Origin of the sequence: Pantoea sp. EA-12, assembly GCF_030053355.1 — a bacterium.
Taxonomy (GTDB): Bacteria; Pseudomonadota; Gammaproteobacteria; order Enterobacterales; family Enterobacteriaceae; genus Pantoea; species Pantoea vagans_C.
In genome coordinates, this window is sequence record NZ_JASGBY010000004.1 from 118,880 (window position 1) to 138,733 (window position 19,854).

Here is a 19,854-nt window from a genome sequence, read left to right on the forward strand (position 1 = left end):
AAAACAATAAAAAGCATAAGGGGCGATAATATCGCCCCTTTTTTTATGCCTCGCGCTGGCGCATCACGCCCTCTTGCACCGTAGTAGCGACCAGGGTGCCATCTTGCGTATAGAACTCCCCTCGCACAAAACCGCGCGCACCGGATGCGGAGGTGCTCACCACGCTGTACAGCAGCCATTCTGAGAGATCGAAGGGGCGATGGAACCACATGGAGTGGTCAATGGTCGCCACTTGCATATCCGGCTCCAGGAAGCCTTTGCCATGCGGTTGCAGCGCCACCGGCAGGAAGTTGAGGTCTGAAGCATAACCCAGCACATATTGGTGAATGCGTTGATCACTCGGCATCTGACCATTGGCACGAACCCACACCTGACGCAGCGGCTCATCGATCCGGCCTTTTAACGGGTTGTGAATTTGCACCGGGCGAATATCGAGTGGGCGCTCAGCAAGAAACTTCTCTTTGAGTTTAAGCGGCAAATGCGCGGCCAGTTTTTGCGCCAGATCTTGCTCAGAAGGCAAGTTATCCGGGCCGGGCACCTGCGGCATGGTGTTTTGATGTTCAAAACCCTGCTCTGGTGCCTGGAATGAAGCGGTCATGTAGAAAATCGGGTGGCCATTTTGCACCGCGCTGACACGGCGAGCACTGAAGCTTTTGCCGTCACGCAGGGTTTCAACGTCATAGATGATGGCTTTCTGACTGTCACCGGGGCGCAGGAAGTAGCTGTGGAACGAGTGGATGATGCGTTCTTCTGGCACGGTTTGTTTTGCCGCATACAGCGCCTGTCCGACGACCTGACCGCCAAACACCTGGCGTAGACCGAGGTCTTCGCTCTGGCCGCGGAACAGACCCTCTTCGAGTTTTTCCAGATTTAGTAAATTAAGCAGGTTGTGCAGTGCCTGGCTCATAGTCGATTCCTCAATATTCCCGATCGCGCCAGTTTGAAAGATCCGACCAGTTTCCGTCAATGATTTTGCCGTGATTTCAGCGGGCTGGCGGTGCATTTAGGCGCAATGCGGATTTTTGTGCCAGAATTAAGGTCAATCGGCGGTTGAAAAGCTACCCAACAAATTTAGCGCCGACAATCATAGTGTTCACAAGGAGACGACATCGATGAAACTCTGGCATGTTATTAGCGGCATTACCCTGGCTGCAGCAATCACGGGCTGTGCCGATCACAGTAAGCCAGTAGCGACCCCAACACTGGGCTCCGCCGTTGCGGGACAGCAGGCCGCCATTGCGCAGCCTAACGTTAGTGGTTCGGTGTATATTCGCCAACGTATTGCGCTGCCGCCGGATGCGGTCCTGACGGTGACGCTGTCTGATGCATCACTGGCTGACGCGCCATCGAAAGTGTTGGCACAGCATGTGGTGCGTACCGAAGGGAAACAGGCGCCATTCCAGTTCGTGCTGCCATTTAATCCGGCAGATATTCAGCCGAACGCACGCATTCTGTTGAGTGCGGCCATCGCCATTGACGGCAAGCTGGCGTTTATCACGGATACCGTGAAGCCGGTGATTAATCAGGGCGGGACTAAAGCAGAACTGTTACTGGTGCCAGTGACCAATATGGCGATGCAGACGCAGCCTGGCGCGGCAACCACAGTGCCATCCACGTCGCCGACGCAGGTGGTGCCATCAGCCTCGGTGCCTGCGCCAACCAGTATGTAAAAACCGATTGGGACGTGAGAGTGTGCGGACAGGTAACACTGTTACGTAAAGACGCTGTCTCGTCCCTGATCGCTCGGCACACGCCATCCATGGCGTGTGACGCTTTACTCCACAGTGTTGCCTGACCGCACTTCAGAAATTGTGCGCGTTGTTGAATCAATATCGCAACGGCTGCGGACTTGGGAGCCGCATATTGCACCGCTACTCTTAACACTCCTGGCATTGCCTGCCCGCACTTCAGAAATTGTGCACGTGGTTGAACTAATACTCCCAACGATACTTACCCAGCTCGACTTCACCCGCATCGCTGACTTCAATGCCTTCGGCTTCTAATGCATCACGCTGACGGAACAAATCATCGCCCTGCAGGGAAATACGGCCGTGGCGATTAATCACCCGAAACCAGGGCAATTTGCTGCCCTTGGGCAAACGGCGGAGCACGCCTCCGACTTGTCGTGCGGCGCGCGGGGAACCTGCCAATAGCGCGATATCGCCATAAGTCGCGACTTTGCCTTCAGGAATCGCGGCAATGATTTGCCAGACGCGTTCAGAAAAATTGCTTGTATCGCTCATGCGCATACCTGTTTAAGCGAGGAAAGGCTGACTTTATCATGCACAAGGTGAGGCAAGCAGGGGTATTACTGCGCGGTTGTTCAAGAAAACAACGGTCACCCGACCTGCGCTTGCAATTGCCGGGGGCTTACTTGATAATGCCTGCGCTCTCGAAATGAGGGCTCGTCAATGGGGGCCCTGTTGGTTCTCCCGCAACGCTAACTTGTGAACTCGGTCAGGTCCGGAAGGAAGCAGCCGCAGCAGGCGACGCGTGTGCCGGGATGTAGCTGGCAGGGCCTCCACCATTTCTGCTCCCCGAAAAAATCCCAACAATTACAGCGCACAGCATTACGCTGGCACTCCTTTGCCTGGGGATCTCTCCCTGAATAAAACGAAAGCGTAATGTAACGAGTGGCAGTAAAAGGTTAGCGGACGAACTTCCAGACAGAGACCGGCACTTTATCGTAAAGCTTATTCATGGTCAGCTCGGCTAAACGATGATCGGCTGCTGAATAAAATACCGCGAGTTCGTTGTCAGATAATTCGTACTTGTTTTTTTCGATCACCCGTTCGAGGGTGTCGATTGAGCGACAACGGCGTAGTCGCATCAAATAATCTGTTTTGGTTAGGGCTTGGTTGCTCATAAATAAACCGGTCTCACTCTGATGCTAAAAGGAATGGCTGGGTTGTTGGAGAAAAGCGCACTCTTCGGCAAACAGATTAAATAAGCGTCTTGCTGAACGTTGCCACCGTTGAAGATCCTGAGTATTGATTCCATAGCTACTAAACAGCATAAAGGTATCGTCAAGATATTCATCGATTTGCGTAATCAGCGCTTCATCTTCAACGTGCTTAATTTTGTAATTCATCGTGAAAGACGCGATATGCTCAATCAAATCGTTGAGCTGTAAATTGCTCTCCGAAGTAGGATCATTAACCCAGCCGTGGTGGCTGTCGGTCAGGGTCGCCATACTTTCGTCAAACAGGTTCTCACACAGGAATTTAAGCTGGGCAATATCATGCCGTTTTGGTGAGTATTCGTCCATCTTTTTCCCCTCCAGAGCTTGCACAGTTACCGCAGCGCGGCGAGATTTGGAAAAGCTATCAGGAAGCGATCACGAATAAAATGAATTCAGCGACTCCTTAAATATAATCCACATTCATTAGTTTTGCTCACCTCAATTACCAAATATTACAATTCGTCGGCAGGCGAGGGGCGCGTATTGTCAATCACTGAAAACACCAGCGCGCCGGGCGCTATGTGGAACAAAACTTCTTCACGTTGGGTTGAGGTTTCTTTTAAATCCAGGCAAGGATTAAATAAATCCCACGAAAAATCGTAAAGCATTTTAAATCGATTCTGGTCATGCGGTTGAATAGAAATAATCTTAAAACTGTCAGGAACTAATTGCGCATTTTGAGAATACCACTGTAAATCACCTGCCAGTGCTTCGGCTATTTTGAGAATATTCCCCTGGATAATGGCCTGTAACTTCTCGCAATCGTCCTCATCCACAGCAATATTACAATGAATAATAGACTGCATTCTGCATCCAGTAAAAAAGAAACATGATTCTATCATTGGGGTTCCGCGCTAACTTTGCAATACATCAATAAAAAGAATACGCAATCGTTGCGATGGGTTTTTTCACTTAATCAATTCAGGGCCACGGATTAGCGCAGACAAGCAGGGGAATGGTTAACTTTTGAAACACTTTCGACCGGGCGCAGCGATAGGACGATCGGATATGATGTTTGTTATGTTATAACATTTTGGTTGTCACCCATGAATCACAGCGGATTACTCTTCTCGCTCGGCGGTCGCCTGATGGTCGCTTTAATGCTCATCGCCTTTTTAGCCGTGGCTATCTATTGGGGAATGCAAAAATGATGCATTTCAACCGATTGCAGGCCGGCTACCAAGGGCAGGCCGTGACACCGGTCGTGACCGGCGAACTGGCCGCGGGCAGTATGACGGCGCTGGTGGGTGCCAATGGCACCGGAAAATCCACGCTATTAAAAACCATTGCGGGTCTGCTGCCGCCGGTTGCTGGAACCTGTGAAGTTCAGGTTCCGCGCAAAGCATTGGGTTGGTTGCCGCAACGTAGCGAGTTAGAAACGCGCTTTCCTCTCACCGTCTATGAATTAGTGGCGATGGGCTGTTGGCCACGCTGTGGTTGGTTCGGCGGCATCAATCGTGCTTTACGCCTGGAAATTGATGCCGCGCTGGATGCAGTGATGATGCGTGAGTTTGCTGACGCGCAGCCCTCGACACTTTCTGGCGGTCAACTACAGCGCGTGCTGTTCGCCCGTTTGATGTTGCAGCAGAGCAAAGTCTGGCTGCTGGATGAACCCTTCAATGGCATTGATACGCAGACCGTGGCGTTACTGATGTCCATCCTCGAACAGCAACAGAAACTCGGCACGACCTTGCTGGTGGTGCTACACGATCGCCCGTTAGTGGCGCGCCATTTTAACGATGTGTTGTCCCTCGACGACGCAACCTCCGCTCAAACTCCACTGCTGCGTAGGGTGGCTTCGTGACCTTGATTCAACCTTTTATCGAATTTGGTTTTATGCGCCGCGCCCTGGTGGCCTGTGTGGCTTTAGCGCTGAGCGCCACACCGCTCGGCGTCTTTCTTTCATTACGTCGCATGAGTCTGGTGGGGGATGCGCTATCCCATGCGGTGTTACCTGGCGCGGCGATTGGCTACCTGGTGTCTGGATTGTCGCTGGTGGCGATGGGCATCGGTGGACTGATTGCTGGCCTGGCGGTGGCGCTGCTCTCTGGCGCCGTCAGCCGCTACACCCCGCTGAAAGAGGATGCCAGCTTCTCGGGCTTCTATCTCGGCTCGTTGGCGTTGGGCGTCACGCTGGTTTCGCTGCGTGGTTCAAGCGTCGACCTGCTGCACGTGCTGTTTGGTTCGCTGCTGGCGGTCGACAATGCGGCAATCCTGTTAGTTGGCGGTATCGCGGCTTTCACCTTACTGATGCTTGCAGTCATTTTTCGTCCACTGGTGATCGACGCCTTCGATCCTGATTTCCTGCGCGCGCAGGGCAAGTGGAGCGCGCCGGTGGTACACGGCATCTTTCTGATGCTGGTGGTGCTCAATCTGGTGGCCGGTTTTCAGGTGCTGGGCACGCTGATGTCGGTGGGCTTAATGATGTTACCCGCAACCAGTGCCCGTTTCTGGAGCCGTCATCTGGCCTGCACGCTCGGTATCGCCATGCTGCTGGCAATGGTTGCCGCGCTGGTAGGACTGATACTTTCCTGGCACTTCTCGTTGCCCGCCGGACCGGCAGTGGTGCTGAGTGCGGCTGTACTGTTTTTGCTTTCTGTTTTGACAGGACCATGTGGTGGCCTGCTGCGCCGCCGATAATCAAACGATACCCAAAATAATTCGAATTTCAGGAAGGCGGCAAGTGGATGAATCCTCAGGAGCTTACTGAAGTAAGTGACTGAGGTGAATGCACGTAGCCAACGCACCTGAACCAAAAGTAGGCCCCATGAGGGGATTTGAAGTATGAAGGGTATATAAGGGGATATGAATGAAGAAGTTAACGTTAAGCCTGGCCATTGGCACATTGTTTATCAGCCCACTGACCATGGCGAAAACGGTCGATGTGGTGGCGAGCTTCACCGTGCTGGCGGATATCGTTAAGCAAGTCGGTGGCGATCACGTCAACGTGAAATCACTGGTGGGGCCGAACGGCGATCCGCATACCTTTGAACCGACACCGCAAGATAGCCAGGCGTTGTCCAAAGCTAACGTGGTGTTTGTCAGTGGTCTTGGCCTGGAAGGCTGGATGGATCGTCTGATTAGCGCATCAGGTTATAAAGGCAATATCGTGGTGGCTTCAAAAGGCGTGAATACGCGTAAAATGGAGGAGGACGGAAAAACCATTACCGATCCCCATGCATGGAACAGCATGCAGAACGGCGTGATCTACGCGACCAACGTCATGAACGCATTGATTAAAGCCGACCCAGAAGATGCGGCTGATATCCGTAAAAGTGGTGAAAGTTATATTCAGCAGTTGCAGAAGCTGGATAGCTGGGCGAAAAGCGAATTTGCTTCCGTACCGAAAAGCAAGCGTAAAGTCCTGACCAGCCACGATGCCTTTGGATACTTTGGTCAGCGCTATGGCGTGAGCTTTATGGCACCGGTTGGTTTCTCAACGGAAGCAGAAGCCAGCGCCAGCGATGTGGCCTCCATCATCAAACAGTTGAAAGCAGAGCACATCAATACCTACTTCATGGAGAATCAGACTGACCCACGTCTGGTGAAACAGATTGCCAGCGAGACCGGTGCACAACCAGGTGGTGAGCTGTATCCAGAAGCGCTGTCAGAAGCGAATGGTCCAGCGGCAACGTATGTTGATGCGTTTAAACATAACGTTGAAACCATTGCCAAAAGCATGAAGTAAAAAAAAGGCCGGGGAGCATCCCGGCCAATTATCACGACACTTTCCTACCTTTTTTTCTTTCTTCCCTGAACCGCCTTAAAGCGCGGATTCGTTTTGCAGATCACGTAAATGCGGCCTTTACGGCGCACGACTTTGCAATCTTTGTGACGAGTCTTGGCAGACCGTAATGAACTTAATACTTGCATGGATGTAACCCCGATTAGTTGCCGCGCGTCAGGAAGCTACCAAAACGCTTGTTGAAGCGTGCAGCGCTGCCCTCTTTGGTGAGATCTTTTTGCTTACCGGTGTAATGAACGTGCGACTTGGATGAGACATCCAGCGTCACGTAAGGCAGCACTTCACCTTCGAACTCAATGGTGCGTTCGGTTTTAATGGTGGAGCCGATTTTGAAGTACTCGTCTACCGAGGTGTCATGGAACACCACAGGACGGTAAAGCGGATGGATATTCGGTTTCATAACTGCGGTCTAATGTAATGTTATACTATAACAATAGTATGAACCTGCAGAGAATTGATTGCAACAGTGAAAGCAGTGCGGGTTTAGCCTGGCTGGGATTGTAGCCATAAAAAAAAGGCCGCTTACGCGGCCTTTTCAACAGGTTAGAACTTAGTGCTTGTGTTCGACCGGATGGCCTTGTTCGATATCCGCTTTGTTCTTACCGAAGCGGCGACGCACCACCACGAAGAACACCGGAACGAAGAAGATGGCCAATGCTGTTGCCGTGACCATACCGCCCATTACGCCGGTACCGACGGCGTTCTGTGCGCCAGAACCGGCACCGGTGCTGATCGCCAGCGGCAGTACACCGAGGATAAAGGCCAGTGAGGTCATCAGAATTGGACGCAGACGCATACGCGCGGCTTCCAGCGTTGACTCCACCAATCCTTTCCCTTCCTTCTCCATCAAATCCTTAGCGAATTCAACGATCAGGATGGCGTTCTTCGCCGACAAGCCGATAGTGGTTAACAGCCCCACCACGAAGTAGACGTCGTTACTGAGTCCGCGCAAGGTGGTGAAGATCAACGCACCGACCACACCGAGCGGAACCACCAGCATAACCGAGAACGGAATCGACCAGCTCTCATACAGCGCCGCCAGACACAGGAACACCACAATCAGTGAGATAGCATACAGGGCAGGGGCCTGATTACCGGACAGACGTTCCTGATAGGACATACCGGTCCAGTCATAGCCAATACCGGCTGGCAGTTTACCTGCCAGCTCTTCCATCAGGTTCATGGCATCACCGGAACTCTTGCCTGGTGCAGCCTGGCCGAGGATTTCCATTGATGGCAAGCCGTTATAGCGCTCCAGACGTGGCGAACCATACTGCCACTTCGCCGAAGAGAAGGCGGAGAACGGCACCATGGTGCCTGCGCTGTTGCGCACGAACCATTTGCTGATGTCGTCTGGCAGCATGCGCGAATCGGCCTGGCCCATTACGTACACTTTCTTCACACGACCGCGGTCAATAAAGTCGTTGACGTAAGAGCCACCCCAACCCGCGGCCAGCGTGGTGTTGATGTCAGACAGCGACACGCCTAAGGCCTGTGCTTTTTCCTGATCGATAATCAGTTTGTACTGCGGAGTATCTTCCATACCGTTCGGACGCACACCCACCAGCGTATCCGGATGTTGGGCAATCATGCCAAACAACTGATTACGCGCAGCGGTCAACTTCTCGTGCCCCAGGTTACCCTGGTCAGTCAGCATAAAGTCGAAGCCAGTGGCGTTACCCAGTTCGATAATCGCTGGCAGGTTGAACGGGAAGACCATCGCATCTTTGATCTGACCCAGCGCCTGCATCGCACGTCCGGCAATGGCGGGCACTTTCAGGCTGGCGTCACCACGCTCATCCCAAGGCTTGAGGCTGACGAACGCAATACCCGTGTTCTGACCACGACCGGCAAAACCAAAGCCGTTTACGGTAAACACCGAGTTAACGCTGTCTTTCTCTTTGTTCAGGAAGTAATCCGTGACCTGATCCAACACTTTCTGGGTACGTTCCTGTGTTGCACCAGCAGGCAACTGCGCCTGCGCCAGCAACAGACCCTGATCCTCTTCCGGCAGGAAGGAGGTCGGCAGTTTCAGGAACAGGTACGCCATACCGACCACGATCACCAGGTAAATCACCAGATAGCGACCGGTGCTGCGAACGATATGACCCACACTATCAACATAGTGGTTGGTGCTCTTATCGAACAGACGGTTAAACCAACCGAAGAAACCGGTGGTTTTACCGTGATCGCCTTTCTTAACCGGTTTCAGCATGGTGGCACAGAGTGCAGGCGTCAGAATCAACGCCACCAGGACTGACAGCGCCATGGCCGAAACGATAGTGATTGAGAACTGACGATAGATAACCCCGGTTGAACCGCCGAAGAAGGCCATCGGGATAAATACCGCTGACAGCACCAGGGCAATACCCACCAATGCACCCTGAATCTGCTCCATCGAACGCTTGGTGGCTTCTTTAGGCGGTAAGCCCTCTTCGACCATGACGCGCTCAACGTTCTCGACCACCACGATGGCGTCATCCACCAGCAAGCCGATGGCGAGCACCATCCCGAACATCGTCAGGGTGTTTATCGAGTAACCGAAGGCGCTGATGATGGCAAAGGTACCCAACAGCACCACGGGTACCGCGATGGTTGGAATCAAGGTCGCGCGGAAGTTCTGCAGGAACAGATACATCACCAGGAACACCAGCACGATTGCTTCAAACAGCGTTTTCACCACTTCGAAGATAGAGATCTTCACAAATGGCGTAGTGTCATACGGATAAACGGTTTTCATACCGGCAGGGAAGAAGGGCTGCAGTTTACCTAGCTCATCTTTTACTGCTTTGGCGGTATCCAGCGCGTTAGCACCGGTGGCCAGCTTAATACCGATACCGGATGCAGGTTTACCGTTGTAGCGTGCGATGATCTCGTAGTTTTCACCACCCAGTTCGATTTTCGCAACGTCACGCAGGCGCACCTGTGAGCCATCCTGATTAACCTTCAGCAAAATATTGCCGAATTCATCCGTGGATGTCAGACGTGTTTGCGCAATGATCGAGGCATTCAGCTGCTGGCCTGGAACCGGCGGCGTACCCCCTAACTGGCCCGCAGCAATCTGGGTGTTCTGGGTCTGCAATGCACTGATGACATCAACCGGAGTCAGTTGATAATTATTCAGTTTGTGCGGATCAAGCCAGATACGCATCGCATATTGCGCACCAAATACCTGAGTATCACCGACGCCAGGCGTACGGCTGATCGGGTCTTTGATGTTAGAGGCAACATAGTCAGAGATGTCATTCTGCGTCATGTTGTCGTTATCGCTAACAAAACCGGCCACCATCAAGAAGCTGCTGGAGGATTTTTTTACCTGAATCCCCTGTTGCTGAACTTCCTGCGGCAGTAACGGCATCGCCAGTTGCAGTTTGTTCTGTACCTGAACCTGCGCGATATCAGCATCTGTGCCCGACTGGAACGTCAGCGTCAACGTCAGAGTACCTGACGAGTCACTGCTCGACGCCATGTACATCAGGCCATCGATACCGTTCATGTTTTGTTCGATAACCTGGGTTACCGAATCCTGCAGCGTTTTCGCATCCGCACCCGGATAAGTCGCCTGAATTTCAACGGCCGGTGGCGCAACATTGGGATATTGCTCAATCGGCAAGTTGATAATGGCTAACGTACCCGCCAGCATAATGATGATGGCGAGCACCCAGGCAAAAATGGGGCGATCAATAAAGAACTTAGCCATGTATCAGTGGCTCCTGTTTAGGACGATGATTTAGCAGACTGTGTTTCCGGTGCTGCTTTAGCATCATCTTTGACTTCTTGTGGTGTCACCTGCGCACCTGGCTTGGCACGCTGAAGACCGACGGTGATCACGCGATCGCCTTCTTTCAGGCCATCCGTCACCAGCCACTTGTCACCAAATGCCTGATTCGCCGTAATATTACGCACTTCAACTTTATTATCTGCACCGACGACCATCGCCGTTGCCTGACCGGTTGGGGTGCGGGTAACACCTTGTTGCGGAACCAGCAGTGCGCTTGGGTTGGTCCCTTCATCCAGACGCGCACGCACAAACATCCCTGGCAGCAGGCGGTGGTCCGGGTTCGGGAAGATGGCACGCAGCGTGATCGAGCCAGTGGTTTCATCCACGGTCACATCAGAGAATTCCAATGTGCCTGGCTGCGTGTATGCGCTACCGTTTTGCATGAGCAGGGTGACGTTGGCTTTGCCGTCATTCTGTTTCAGCTGACCGGCTTCCAGTTCTGCGCGCAAACGCAGGAAATCATCACTGGATTGGGTCACATCGACATACATTGGATCAAGCTGTTGCACGGTCGCCAGGGCGGTGGTTTGTCCGCTGGAAACTAAAGCACCTTCAGTCACTGAAGACTTACCAATGCGTCCGCTGATAGGCGAGGTCACTTTGGTATAGGCCAGATTGATACGCGCGGTCTCAACATTCGCTTGTGCAGCCTGAACAGCAGCGGCGGTCTGTGCAGCGGTTGCGGCGGCGGTGTCATAGTCCTGCTGGCTGATGTACTTGGTACCCAGCAGCGGCTTATAACGCTTGATGGTTAACTGCGCGACGTGCGCGTTGGCTTGTGCCTGCGCTAAATCGCCTTTGGCGCTGTCGTAAGCGGCCTGATAGGTAGCGGGATCGATCTGATACAGGGAAACGCCTGCTTTGATATCCGTACCTTCCTCAAAATTACGCTTCAGAATAATGCCTGAGACCTGAGGGCGTACTTCTGCCACTCGGAAAGCCGACGTGCGGCCAGGCAATTCGGTAGTGATCTTCAAGGGCTCGTTTTTTAACGTCACAACACCCACTTCTGGGGGCTGCTGCTGGGCGGCTTGCTGGGATTTATTATCATCACATCCTGTTAACACAAAGCTGCCTGAAAGCATCAGGACGGCCGCCAGAGGGGCTAATCCTCTGTTTTTATTCATAAATAAACCTCTAGTGTCCGATATCAAATGATCAATGGATCACAAACCGATAAACCCATTGCTGCGTTAAAACACGGGTCGTGCTATGGTACATACATTCACAAATGTATGTAAACTTGCCAGTTTGTAAAAAAAGTCCTCTATGGCACGAAAAACCAAAGCGCAAGCACTTGAAACTCGGCATCAAATTCTGGATGCCGCTTTAGCACACTTCTCTGAACACGGTGTGGCTGCCACATCCCTGGCAGATATCGCAACAGCGGCCGGCGTAACGCGCGGTGCTATCTACTGGCATTTCAAAAATAAAGCCGATCTCTTGCATGAAATCTGGCTGCGCTGTGACGCTGGGCTTGATGATGTGGAACTTGAGTATCAGACAAAATACCCGGGCGATCCACTTTCTGTTATCCGTTCGATGTTGATCTATATCCTTGAAGCCACAGCAAAGGATCCACAAAGACGCGCATTAATGGAGATTATCTTCCATAAATGTGAATTTGTTGGCGAAATGTCGACGTTACAGGATATGCGTCAAAGTTTACTGTTGGAGTGTTACGACCGAATTGAATTAGTGCTACGTGATTGTATTGAAGTCGGGCAGTTACCGGCCGGTCTGAATACGCTGCAGTCAGCTCGGCTGATGTGCGGATACATCAATGGCATGATGGAAAACTGGCTGTTCAACCCGCAGGCATTTGATCTGGCCGCGGATGCGCCGCAGCTGGTGGATGCCTTTATTGATATGCTGCGGTTGAGTTCAACGCTTTCTACTGCCCGTTGATGGGTTGGATTCCGTGTTGTAGGGGCGGCCTTCAGGCCGCACACTGTCAGGCGCGGTTATACTTCTGCCGCCAGCTTCTGTTGATAATCACGCTGTACGATCGCCAGTGCCGCTAGCACGGTAGCGGTTGGCACCTGGTTCTCTTCCAGCAGTTGGATCAAATCCACCGCCAGTTTGATCTCGTCTGATGCTGTTTCCAGTGACATTCTCTCTCCTAAATGCGTAATTTTGCCGCCACCAGCAGCATCAATATTGACCCAATCAGCGCCACTGCAAAGCCCGCAGGATGCAGGGTGCCGAGATCGCCGGTGGTAAAGTAAGTCGCTATATAGCCACCGATAAGTGCGCCAATCACCGCCAGCACCAGCGTCGGCACAAAGCCGCCAGGCCGACCGGGAAACATCATGCGTTTTAACCCGCCAGCGGCAATGCCAATCGCAACCCAGAAGATAAGCGTCATGATTTTCCTCCTTTTAAGGTTGGGGAAAGTATAGAGGAAAGCGAACGCTGATTATCGTGTTGAGGATGATAATTCCAGCTTATGCAGCGCCGAACGACAGCGTGCTAAACGCTCGTGCAGCACCTCGACTTCGCGAATGAGTTGCTGCTGCACGCTCAGCGTTTCGGCTTTTGCCAGATGCTGTTCCCGCTGTTGAATCATCGCTAACAGCCGGGTTTCATAGCCCAGATACTCTTCACGCTTCTGCTGGCGCGGATCGACGCGTGGGCGTTCACGTGAGGTGCGTAGCTGTTGGCTTTGGCATTCGCGCTGTAACGCGGCAATTTGGTCCAGCACCTTCTCCGCCAGCCATTGGCGACGGGCGACATCAGTGTCCACCGCGAACAGTTGCGCGACATTTTGTTCCAGCTCAAGAAGATAGTCGGCTAAACGTGTACCTTTACATCGGAACAACTGTGCGTCGAAACGCGGCTGACGGCATGCGCCATCACGCTGCTGCGCAATCTGCTGGCGCAGTTGATCGACAAGGTTAAGTAAGCGCTGTTGTGCGGGCGGTTGGGGCATCACTCTGATTCCGACTGTGTTAACGTAGCGCAGTTCCGACTTTATCAGGCATCAGGCATGCAGCGAATTTTACTCATCTGCCTCGGTTGGCTAGCGATTGTGCTGGGTACGCTGGGCATTGTATTACCTTTACTGCCCACCACGCCATTTGTGTTGCTGGCGGCCTGGTGTTTTGCCCGTTCCTCGCCGCGTTTTCATCACTGGCTGCTGTGGCGCTCACCGTTTGGCCGTTACATTCGCCACTGGCAGCAGCATCGCGCGATGCCACCGGGCGCGAAAGGTCGTGCCATGTTGCTGATTATCGTCACCTTTGCCGTCTCAATCTATGTCGTCGACATGTTGTGGGTGCGGATTATGCTCGGCGTCATGTTGTGCGCGCTGCTACTGTTTATGTGGCGCATCCCGGTAGTGGCAGAAAATGCTGACACGCGCGAATAAGCGCGTCAGGGTTGCATTTAACCGGGTATTTGCATAGATTTGGGCATCTTCGTGCGTGGCTTCCCTGTTTAAATGTCTTCGCTTAACCCGGTCTCCGGGTATTGGCGCTGCCAGAAGCTACGCGTATTAGATATTTTTCCAGGCGTAACACTTATGACCGCAACTGCTCAGCAGCTTGAACTCATCAAAAACAGCATCAAAAGCATTCCTGACTACCCTAAGCCGGGCATCCTGTTCCGCGACGTCACCAGTTTGATGGAAGACCCTCAGGCGTATGCCGCGTCGATCGCCATTCTGGTTGAGCGCTATCGTGGTAAAGGCATCACCAAAGTGGTGGGTACCGAAGCGCGTGGATTCCTGTTCGGTGCACCCGTCGCGTTAGGTTTGGGCGTGGGTTTTGTGCCGGTACGTAAGCCAGGCAAACTGCCGCGTGAGACCTTCAGTGAAAGCTATGAGCTGGAGTATGGCTCTGATGCGCTTGAGTTGCATAAAGACGCGATCAAGCCGGGTGATGTGGTGCTGGTGGTTGATGATCTGCTGGCGACCGGCGGTACGCTGGAAGCCACGGTGAAGCTGATCCGCCGTGCCGGTGGTGAAGTGAAAGATGCCGCGTTCGTGATCAATTTGTTCGATCTGAGCGGTGAAGCACGCCTGACGGCGATGGGCATCGACTGCTTCAGCCTGGTGAATTTCCCCGGCCACTAAGGCCCGTGCGCCCTTGGGCGGCCTGATGGCCGCCCCTACGTCAAACCGCCAGTCTCTCCTCTCACTCAACGTATCACGGGTATAGGCATATCCTGTTGTGGCTGTTAGACTACTGCCCATATAAACAGGGTTTTGCGAAGCTGCATTTTCCCCCTTTGTCTGTGGCGGAACCCGGTTCACTTAGCCGCACCGCTGTGCCAACTCAATAAAATCCAGTGATTGAATCCACATGAGCTATCAGGTACTTGCGCGAAAATGGCGTCCCCAGGCTTTCGCTGACGTAGTCGGTCAGGAACATGTGCTGACTGCGCTGGCCAACGGGCTGTCACTGGGACGAATCCATCATGCTTATCTCTTTTCCGGTACTCGCGGCGTAGGGAAGACCTCGATCGCGCGTCTGCTGGCGAAAGGCCTTAACTGCGAAACCGGCATTACCTCCACGCCTTGTGGTCAATGCGACAACTGCCGTGAAATCGAGCAGGGCCGTTTTGTCGATCTGATTGAAATCGACGCCGCCTCACGCACCAAGGTCGAGGACACGCGAGATTTACTGGATAACGTGCAATACGCACCGGCACGTGGACGCTTCAAGGTTTACCTGATCGATGAAGTGCACATGCTCTCGCGTCACAGCTTCAACGCACTGTTGAAAACGCTGGAAGAGCCGCCTTCGCACGTTAAATTCCTGCTGGCGACCACCGATCCGCAGAAACTGCCGGTCACCATTCTGTCTCGCTGCCTGCAATTCCATCTGAAAGCGCTGGATGTCGAGCAAATTCAGCAGCAGTTGGCGCACGTGTTGCAGCAGGAGCAGATTGCCGCCGAGCCGCGCGCACTGCATCTGCTGGCGCGTGCCGCAGACGGCAGTATGCGCGATGCGCTCAGCCTGACCGACCAGGCGATTGCCATGGGGCAGGGGAGCGTGACGCGTGAAACCGTGGCGCAGATGCTGGGCACGCTGGATGATGAGCAGCCGCTGGCGTTGATTGAAGCCTTGATTGATGGCCAGGGCGAGCAGGTGATGGCGCTACTGAACCAGGCGGCCTCGCGTGGTGTTGAGTGGGAAGCGCTGCTGGTGGAGATGCTGCGTCTGCTGCACCGCGTGGCGATGGTGCAACTTTTGCCGAGTTCGCTGGGCGAAGATGATCTTACTCAGGCACAGCGCCTGCGCGACTTAGCCCGCGTCTTACCGCCTGCCGATGTTCAGCTCTATTACCAGACCCTGCTGATGGGGCGTAAAGACCTGCCGCTGGCGCCGGATCGTCGTTTAGGCGTTGAGATGACGCTGCTGCGTGCGCTGGCTTTCCACCCGCAGGCCACCATTGCCGAACCGGTCGCCCGCCCCAGCTTGATTCCGCAGGCCGCGCCACAAGCGCCGGTAGCGCCATCGGCTCCGGCCGCGAAAGCCGCGCCTGCTGCACAGCCGCAGATGGCGCCGCCCATGCACGATGTGCCGCCGATGGCCGATGACTACCCGGATATGCCACCGGCACCCGAACATCTGTCCGACTCCACCAGTCAGCTACTTCAGGCGCGAACGCAGTTGCTGCGTCAGGGAGCCGGCAAAGCAAAAAAGAGTGAGCCGGCAGCGCGTTCCGCGCGGCCGGCGAATCCGGCGCTGGAACGTCTCGCCAGTGTCACTGAACGTGTGCAGCAGCGTGCTGCAGAACCGGCAGTAAAAACCCCGGCCAAACCGGAAGCTTATCGCTGGAAAGCACAGCAGACGGTGGAAGTGAAAGCTGAGCCGGTCGCTACGCCAAAAGCCTTGCGTTCCGCGCTGGAGCATGAGAAAACGCCTGAGCTGGCGCTGCGTCTGGCAGAAGAAGCCCAGCAGCGCGATGCCTGGGCAGCAGAAATTGCCGCACTGACGCTGCCCAAACTGGTGCAGCAAGTGGCGTTAAATGCGTGGAAGGAAGTGGGCGAAAACAGCGTCACACTGCATCTGCGCAGCAGCCAGCGTCATTTGAATTCGGCGTCTGCCCGACAGTCGCTGGCCGAGGCGCTCAGTCAGTCGGCCGGACAAACGGTTGAACTGACCATCGTTGAAGATGATAATCCCGCGGTATTGACGCCACTGGAATGGCGTCAGGCCATTTATGAAGAGAAGCTGGTGCAGGCGCGCCAGTCGATCGAAAGCGATACTCATATTCAGACCCTGCGTCGATTCTTCGATGCCGACCTGGATGAAGAGAGTATTCGACCCGTTTGAACACCCGCTGTCGCAGCTTGTTTGCGCGCAGCCCCAGCAGAGAGAGAAGACTATGTTTGGTAAAGGCGGATTGGGCAACCTGATGAAGCAGGCCCAGCAGATGCAAGACAAAATGGCCAAAGTTCAGGAAGAGATCGCCGCGCTGGAAGTGACCGGTGAATCAGGTGCTGGCTTGGTGAAAGTGACCATCAATGGCGCACACAACTGCCGCCGTGTCGAAGTCGATCCTAGCTTGCTTGAAGATGACAAAGACATGCTGGAAGATTTGATCGCGGCTGCGTTTAACGATGCGGCACGTCGTATTGATGAAACGCAGAAAGAGAAGATGGCGTCAGTCTCTTCTGGCATGCAGCTGCCACCTGGCTTCAAGATGCCGTTCTGATGCAAACCAGTCCACTGCTTGAATCTTTGATGGAGTCACTGCGCTGCTTGCCGGGCGTTGGCCCGAAGTCGGCGCAGCGCATGGCTTTTCAGCTATTGCAGCGCGATCGTAGCGGTGGCATGCGTCTGGCGCAGGCGTTGACCCGTGCCATGTCGGAAATCGGCCACTGCGCCGATTGCCGCACCTTCACCGAGCAGGAAATCTGCACCATTTGCGCCAATCCTCGTCGTCAACAAAACGGCCAGATTTGCGTGGTGGAAAGCCCTGCCGATATCCACGCCATTGAGCAGACCGGCCAGTTTGGCGGCCGCTACTTTGTGCTGATGGGCCATTTGTCACCCTTGGATGGCATCGGTCCGCAGGACATTGGCCTGGATCGGCTGGAGCAGCGGCTAGAGCGTGAAACCCTGACGGAAGTGATCCTCGCCACCAACCCGACGGTGGAAGGGGAAGCCACGGCTAACTACATCGCTGAACTGTGCGGACAATATGGTGTCGATGCCAGCCGCATCGCGCACGGTGTGCCGGTGGGCGGTGAGTTGGAAATGGTCGATGGCACCACGCTGTCGCACTCGCTTGCCGGACGTCACAAGATTAAATTCTAATCACTTGCCGATGTCTTCAAGGACATCGGCTTGAATTTCTCCTCATCATCCCCATTTCCTTCTCAACCTATACCCAAAATAATTCAAGATGCAGCCAAAGCGCCTGCGGCTTGAAGTATGAAGGGGGTATGATCAACCCTGATTTAGTTGAGGTAGCAATGACCATGAAAGGACAAGAGACGCGTGGCTTCCAGTCAGAGGTAAAACAACTTCTGCACCTGATGATCCACTCCCTCTATTCAAACAAAGAGATTTTCCTGCGTGAGCTGATCTCCAACGCCTCCGATGCCGCCGACAAATTGCGCTTCCGCGCACTGTCTACGCCAGATCTGTATGAAGGTGATGGCGACCTGCGCGTGCGTATCTCGGTCGATAAGGACAATCGCACCCTGACGCTGAGCGACAACGGCATCGGTATGCGTCGTGATGAGGTGATTGAGAACCTCGGCACCATTGCTAAATCGGGCACCAAAGCGTTCCTCGAATCCATGGGCTCCGATCAGGCGAAAGACAGCCAGTTGATCGGTCAGTTTGGCGTGGGCTTCTACTCGGCCTTCATCGTGGCCGATAAAGTTACCGTGCGCACCCGTGCTGCCGGTGCTAAAGCTGATGAAGCGGTATTCTGGGAATCAGCGGGTGAGGGTGAATATACCCTGGCTGAAATCGAGAAGGCCGATCGCGGTACCGAAATTACGCTGCACTTCCGCGCAGGCGAGGATGATTTCCTTGATGCATGGCGCGTGCGTAATGTGATCAGCAAATACTCCGATCACATCGCCTTGCCGGTCGAGATCGAGACCAAAGACGAAGAGAACGACACCACCACCTGGGAGAAGATCAACAAAGCCCAGGCGCTGTGGACGCGTAACAAGTCAGAAATCAGCGATGAAGAGTACAACGAGTTCTACAAGCACATCGCCCATGATTTCAGCGACCCGGCGATCTGGAGCCACAACCGCGTAGAAGGTAAGCAGGAGTACACCAGCCTGCTTTATATTCCGCAGCGTGCGCCGTTCGACATGTTTAACCGCGACAGCAAGCACGGCCTGAAACTCTACGTGCAGCGCGTATTTATCATGGACGATGCCGAGCAGTTCATGCCGAACTATCTGCGCTTCGTGCGTGGCCTGATCGATTCCAACGATCTGCCACTCAACGTCTCCCGTGAAATCCTGCAGGACAGCCGCGTGACACAAAGCCTGCGAGCCGCACTGACCAAGCGTAGCCTGCAGATGCTGGAAAAACTGGCGAAGGATGATGCTGAGAAATATCAGCAGTTCTGGAAAGAGTTCGGCCTGGTGCTGAAAGAAGGCCCAGCAGAAGACAACACCAACCAGCAGGCGATTGCCAAGCTGTTGCGTTTTGCCACCACCCAGAGTGAAGGCGCAGAGCAGACCATTTCGCTCGAAGATTACCTGAGCCGTATGGTGGAAGGGCAGGAGAAGATTTACTACATCACCGCGGACAGCTATGCCGCCGCGAAGAGCAGTCCACATCTGGAACTGTTCCGCAAAAAAGGCATCGAGGTATTGCTGCTGTCCGATCGTATCGACGAGTGGATGATGAGCTACCTGACCGAGTTCGACGGCAAGTCCTTCCAGTCTGTGAGCAAGGCGGATGAATCGCTGAGCAAACTGGCAGATGAAGAGACCGAAGAGCAGAAAGAAGCGGAAAAAGCGCTGGAGCCCTTTGTTGAGCGTGTGAAAACGTTGCTCGGTGAACGCGTGAAAGAGGTGCGTCTGACGCATCGTCTGACCGACACTCCAGCAATTGTCACCACTGATGCCAACGAAATGACCACCCAGATGGCGAAGCTGTTTGCGGCGGCGGGTCAGGAAGTGCCGGATGTGAAGTACATCTTCGAGATCAACCCAGAGCATACGCTGGTGAAACGTGTGGCGGATACCCACGATGAGACGCACTTTGCTGAATGGGTTGAGCTGTTGCTGGATCAGGCGTTGCTGGCAGAACGCGGCACGCTGGACGATCCGAACCAGTTTATCCGTCGTATGAACCAGTTGCTGACGGCGTAGTCGGGCGCGATGGTTGACCAGGTCGGCATAAATGCCGACCTTACACAAGCCAGTGCGTTTGG

At 54.0% G+C, this 19,854-nt stretch carries 23 protein-coding genes, 1 other RNA gene and 1 other annotated feature; of the genes, 12 read left to right on the top strand and 12 right to left on the bottom strand.

The features are described from left to right. Positions 1 to 43 precede the first annotated feature (43 nt). The gene (tesB, locus tag QMZ30_RS07710) at positions 44 to 907 is read right to left on the bottom strand and encodes an acyl-CoA thioesterase II (protein WP_283226925.1); all 864 of its coding nucleotides are present in this window, start codon (positions 905 to 907) and stop codon (positions 44 to 46) included. A gap of 205 nt (positions 908 to 1,112) precedes the next feature. On the opposite strand from tesB, the gene QMZ30_RS07715 reads away from it, so the two are divergent. Continuing rightward, the gene (locus QMZ30_RS07715) at positions 1,113 to 1,670 is read left to right on the top strand and encodes a YbaY family lipoprotein (RefSeq protein WP_039330083.1); all 558 of its coding nucleotides are present in this window, start codon (positions 1,113 to 1,115) and stop codon (positions 1,668 to 1,670) included. A gap of 261 nt (positions 1,671 to 1,931) precedes the next feature. On the opposite strand, the gene QMZ30_RS07720 is transcribed toward QMZ30_RS07715, so the two are convergent. Then, on the bottom strand, positions 1,932 to 2,243 hold the full coding sequence (locus QMZ30_RS07720) for an MGMT family protein (protein WP_283226926.1): 312 nt from the start codon (positions 2,241 to 2,243) through the stop codon (positions 1,932 to 1,934). Positions 2,244 to 2,421: 178 nt separating this feature from the next. On the opposite strand from QMZ30_RS07720, the gene ffs reads away from it, so the two are divergent. Beyond that, positions 2,422 to 2,518, top strand: an RNA gene (ffs, locus tag QMZ30_RS07725) — signal recognition particle sRNA small type. 129 nt (positions 2,519 to 2,647) lie between these two features. Here the strand turns inward: ffs and hha are convergent. From hha to QMZ30_RS07740, 3 genes are all read right to left on the bottom strand, one after another. Next, positions 2,648 to 2,866, bottom strand: a complete 219-nt coding sequence (gene hha / locus QMZ30_RS07730) for a hemolysin expression-modulating protein Hha (RefSeq protein ID WP_034828137.1) — start codon at positions 2,864 to 2,866, stop codon at positions 2,648 to 2,650. Between the two features lie 24 nt (positions 2,867 to 2,890). Beyond that, positions 2,891 to 3,268 carry an Hha toxicity modulator TomB gene (gene tomB / locus QMZ30_RS07735; RefSeq protein WP_021185827.1) on the bottom strand — a complete coding sequence of 126 codons (378 nt, stop codon included), beginning with the start codon at positions 3,266 to 3,268 and terminating at the stop codon, positions 2,891 to 2,893. Positions 3,269 to 3,414: 146 nt separating this feature from the next. After that, on the bottom strand, positions 3,415 to 3,768 hold the full coding sequence (locus QMZ30_RS07740) for a hypothetical protein (RefSeq protein WP_283226927.1): 354 nt from the start codon (positions 3,766 to 3,768) through the stop codon (positions 3,415 to 3,417). Between the two features lie 341 nt (positions 3,769 to 4,109). On the opposite strand from QMZ30_RS07740, the gene QMZ30_RS07745 reads away from it, so the two are divergent. From QMZ30_RS07745 to QMZ30_RS07755, 3 genes are all read left to right on the top strand, one after another. Further along, positions 4,110 to 4,766 (top strand): metal ABC transporter ATP-binding protein, encoded by a 657-nt coding sequence (locus QMZ30_RS07745; RefSeq protein ID WP_039330086.1) that lies wholly within the window; start codon positions 4,110 to 4,112, stop codon positions 4,764 to 4,766. Then, a complete protein-coding gene (locus QMZ30_RS07750; RefSeq protein WP_283226928.1) occupies positions 4,763 to 5,602 on the top strand; it encodes a metal ABC transporter permease in 840 nt (279 codons plus the stop codon). Before QMZ30_RS07745 ends, QMZ30_RS07750 begins: the two co-directional genes overlap by 4 nt. A gap of 169 nt (positions 5,603 to 5,771) precedes the next feature. Beyond that, the gene (locus QMZ30_RS07755) at positions 5,772 to 6,650 is read left to right on the top strand and encodes a metal ABC transporter substrate-binding protein (RefSeq protein ID WP_283226929.1); all 879 of its coding nucleotides are present in this window, start codon (positions 5,772 to 5,774) and stop codon (positions 6,648 to 6,650) included. 44 nt (positions 6,651 to 6,694) lie between these two features. On the opposite strand, the gene ykgO is transcribed toward QMZ30_RS07755, so the two are convergent. From ykgO to QMZ30_RS07775, 4 genes are all read right to left on the bottom strand, one after another. Continuing rightward, positions 6,695 to 6,835 carry a type B 50S ribosomal protein L36 gene (gene ykgO, locus QMZ30_RS07760; protein ID WP_008103894.1) on the bottom strand — a complete coding sequence of 47 codons (141 nt, stop codon included), beginning with the start codon at positions 6,833 to 6,835 and terminating at the stop codon, positions 6,695 to 6,697. 14 nt (positions 6,836 to 6,849) lie between these two features. Then, the gene (locus QMZ30_RS07765) at positions 6,850 to 7,107 is read right to left on the bottom strand and encodes a type B 50S ribosomal protein L31 (protein ID WP_039330089.1); all 258 of its coding nucleotides are present in this window, start codon (positions 7,105 to 7,107) and stop codon (positions 6,850 to 6,852) included. 150 nt (positions 7,108 to 7,257) lie between these two features. Further along, entirely contained in the window at positions 7,258 to 10,407 is a 3,150-nt protein-coding gene (locus tag QMZ30_RS07770) for an efflux RND transporter permease subunit (RefSeq protein WP_283226930.1), read from the bottom strand. Positions 10,408 to 10,424: 17 nt separating this feature from the next. Then, entirely contained in the window at positions 10,425 to 11,615 is a 1,191-nt protein-coding gene (locus QMZ30_RS07775; RefSeq protein WP_039330091.1) for an efflux RND transporter periplasmic adaptor subunit, read from the bottom strand. 142 nt (positions 11,616 to 11,757) lie between these two features. Between QMZ30_RS07775 and acrR the strand changes: the two genes are divergently transcribed. Then, positions 11,758 to 12,396, top strand: a complete 639-nt coding sequence (acrR, locus tag QMZ30_RS07780) for a multidrug efflux transporter transcriptional repressor AcrR (RefSeq protein WP_283226931.1) — start codon at positions 11,758 to 11,760, stop codon at positions 12,394 to 12,396. A 56-nt stretch (positions 12,397 to 12,452) separates the two neighbouring features. On the opposite strand, the gene rsmS is transcribed toward acrR, so the two are convergent. Genes rsmS through priC form a run of 3 tightly spaced genes read right to left on the bottom strand, consistent with a single transcriptional unit; the run spans position 12,453 to position 13,420 of the window. Then, positions 12,453 to 12,602 carry a pleiotropic regulatory protein RsmS gene (gene rsmS / locus QMZ30_RS07785; RefSeq protein WP_283226932.1) on the bottom strand — a complete coding sequence of 50 codons (150 nt, stop codon included), beginning with the start codon at positions 12,600 to 12,602 and terminating at the stop codon, positions 12,453 to 12,455. Between the two features lie 8 nt (positions 12,603 to 12,610). After that, the gene (locus QMZ30_RS07790) at positions 12,611 to 12,856 is read right to left on the bottom strand and encodes a GlsB/YeaQ/YmgE family stress response membrane protein (protein WP_039330093.1); all 246 of its coding nucleotides are present in this window, start codon (positions 12,854 to 12,856) and stop codon (positions 12,611 to 12,613) included. Between the two features lie 51 nt (positions 12,857 to 12,907). Beyond that, positions 12,908 to 13,420: a primosomal replication protein PriC gene (gene priC, locus QMZ30_RS07795; RefSeq protein ID WP_283226933.1), complete on the bottom strand. Its 513-nt coding sequence runs from the start codon at positions 13,418 to 13,420 to the stop codon at positions 12,908 to 12,910. 57 nt (positions 13,421 to 13,477) lie between these two features. Between priC and QMZ30_RS07800 the strand changes: the two genes are divergently transcribed. The 6 genes from QMZ30_RS07800 to htpG all read left to right on the top strand — a co-directional run bounded on the left by QMZ30_RS07800 (position 13,478) and on the right by htpG (position 19,792). Beyond that, positions 13,478 to 13,858: a DUF454 family protein gene (locus tag QMZ30_RS07800; RefSeq protein ID WP_283226934.1), complete on the top strand. Its 381-nt coding sequence runs from the start codon at positions 13,478 to 13,480 to the stop codon at positions 13,856 to 13,858. Positions 13,859 to 14,011: 153 nt separating this feature from the next. Next, a complete protein-coding gene (gene apt / locus QMZ30_RS07805; RefSeq protein WP_283226935.1) occupies positions 14,012 to 14,563 on the top strand; it encodes an adenine phosphoribosyltransferase in 552 nt (183 codons plus the stop codon). A 229-nt stretch (positions 14,564 to 14,792) separates the two neighbouring features. Further along, a complete protein-coding gene (dnaX, locus tag QMZ30_RS07810; RefSeq protein WP_282996864.1) occupies positions 14,793 to 16,772 on the top strand; it encodes a DNA polymerase III subunit gamma/tau in 1,980 nt (659 codons plus the stop codon). Beyond that, positions 16,114 to 16,175: a sequence feature (DnaX frameshifting element), on the top strand. Its footprint overlaps the gene before it by 62 nt. 52 nt (positions 16,773 to 16,824) lie before the next feature. Beyond that, positions 16,825 to 17,154: a YbaB/EbfC family nucleoid-associated protein gene (locus tag QMZ30_RS07815; RefSeq protein WP_031377860.1), complete on the top strand. Its 330-nt coding sequence runs from the start codon at positions 16,825 to 16,827 to the stop codon at positions 17,152 to 17,154. Further along, positions 17,154 to 17,759, top strand: a complete 606-nt coding sequence (recR, locus tag QMZ30_RS07820) for a recombination mediator RecR (RefSeq protein WP_007886897.1) — start codon at positions 17,154 to 17,156, stop codon at positions 17,757 to 17,759. Before QMZ30_RS07815 ends, recR begins: the two co-directional genes overlap by 1 nt. A 158-nt stretch (positions 17,760 to 17,917) precedes the next feature. Continuing rightward, a complete protein-coding gene (gene htpG / locus QMZ30_RS07825; RefSeq protein WP_283226936.1) occupies positions 17,918 to 19,792 on the top strand; it encodes a molecular chaperone HtpG in 1,875 nt (624 codons plus the stop codon). Positions 19,793 to 19,854: the final 62 nt, after the last annotated feature.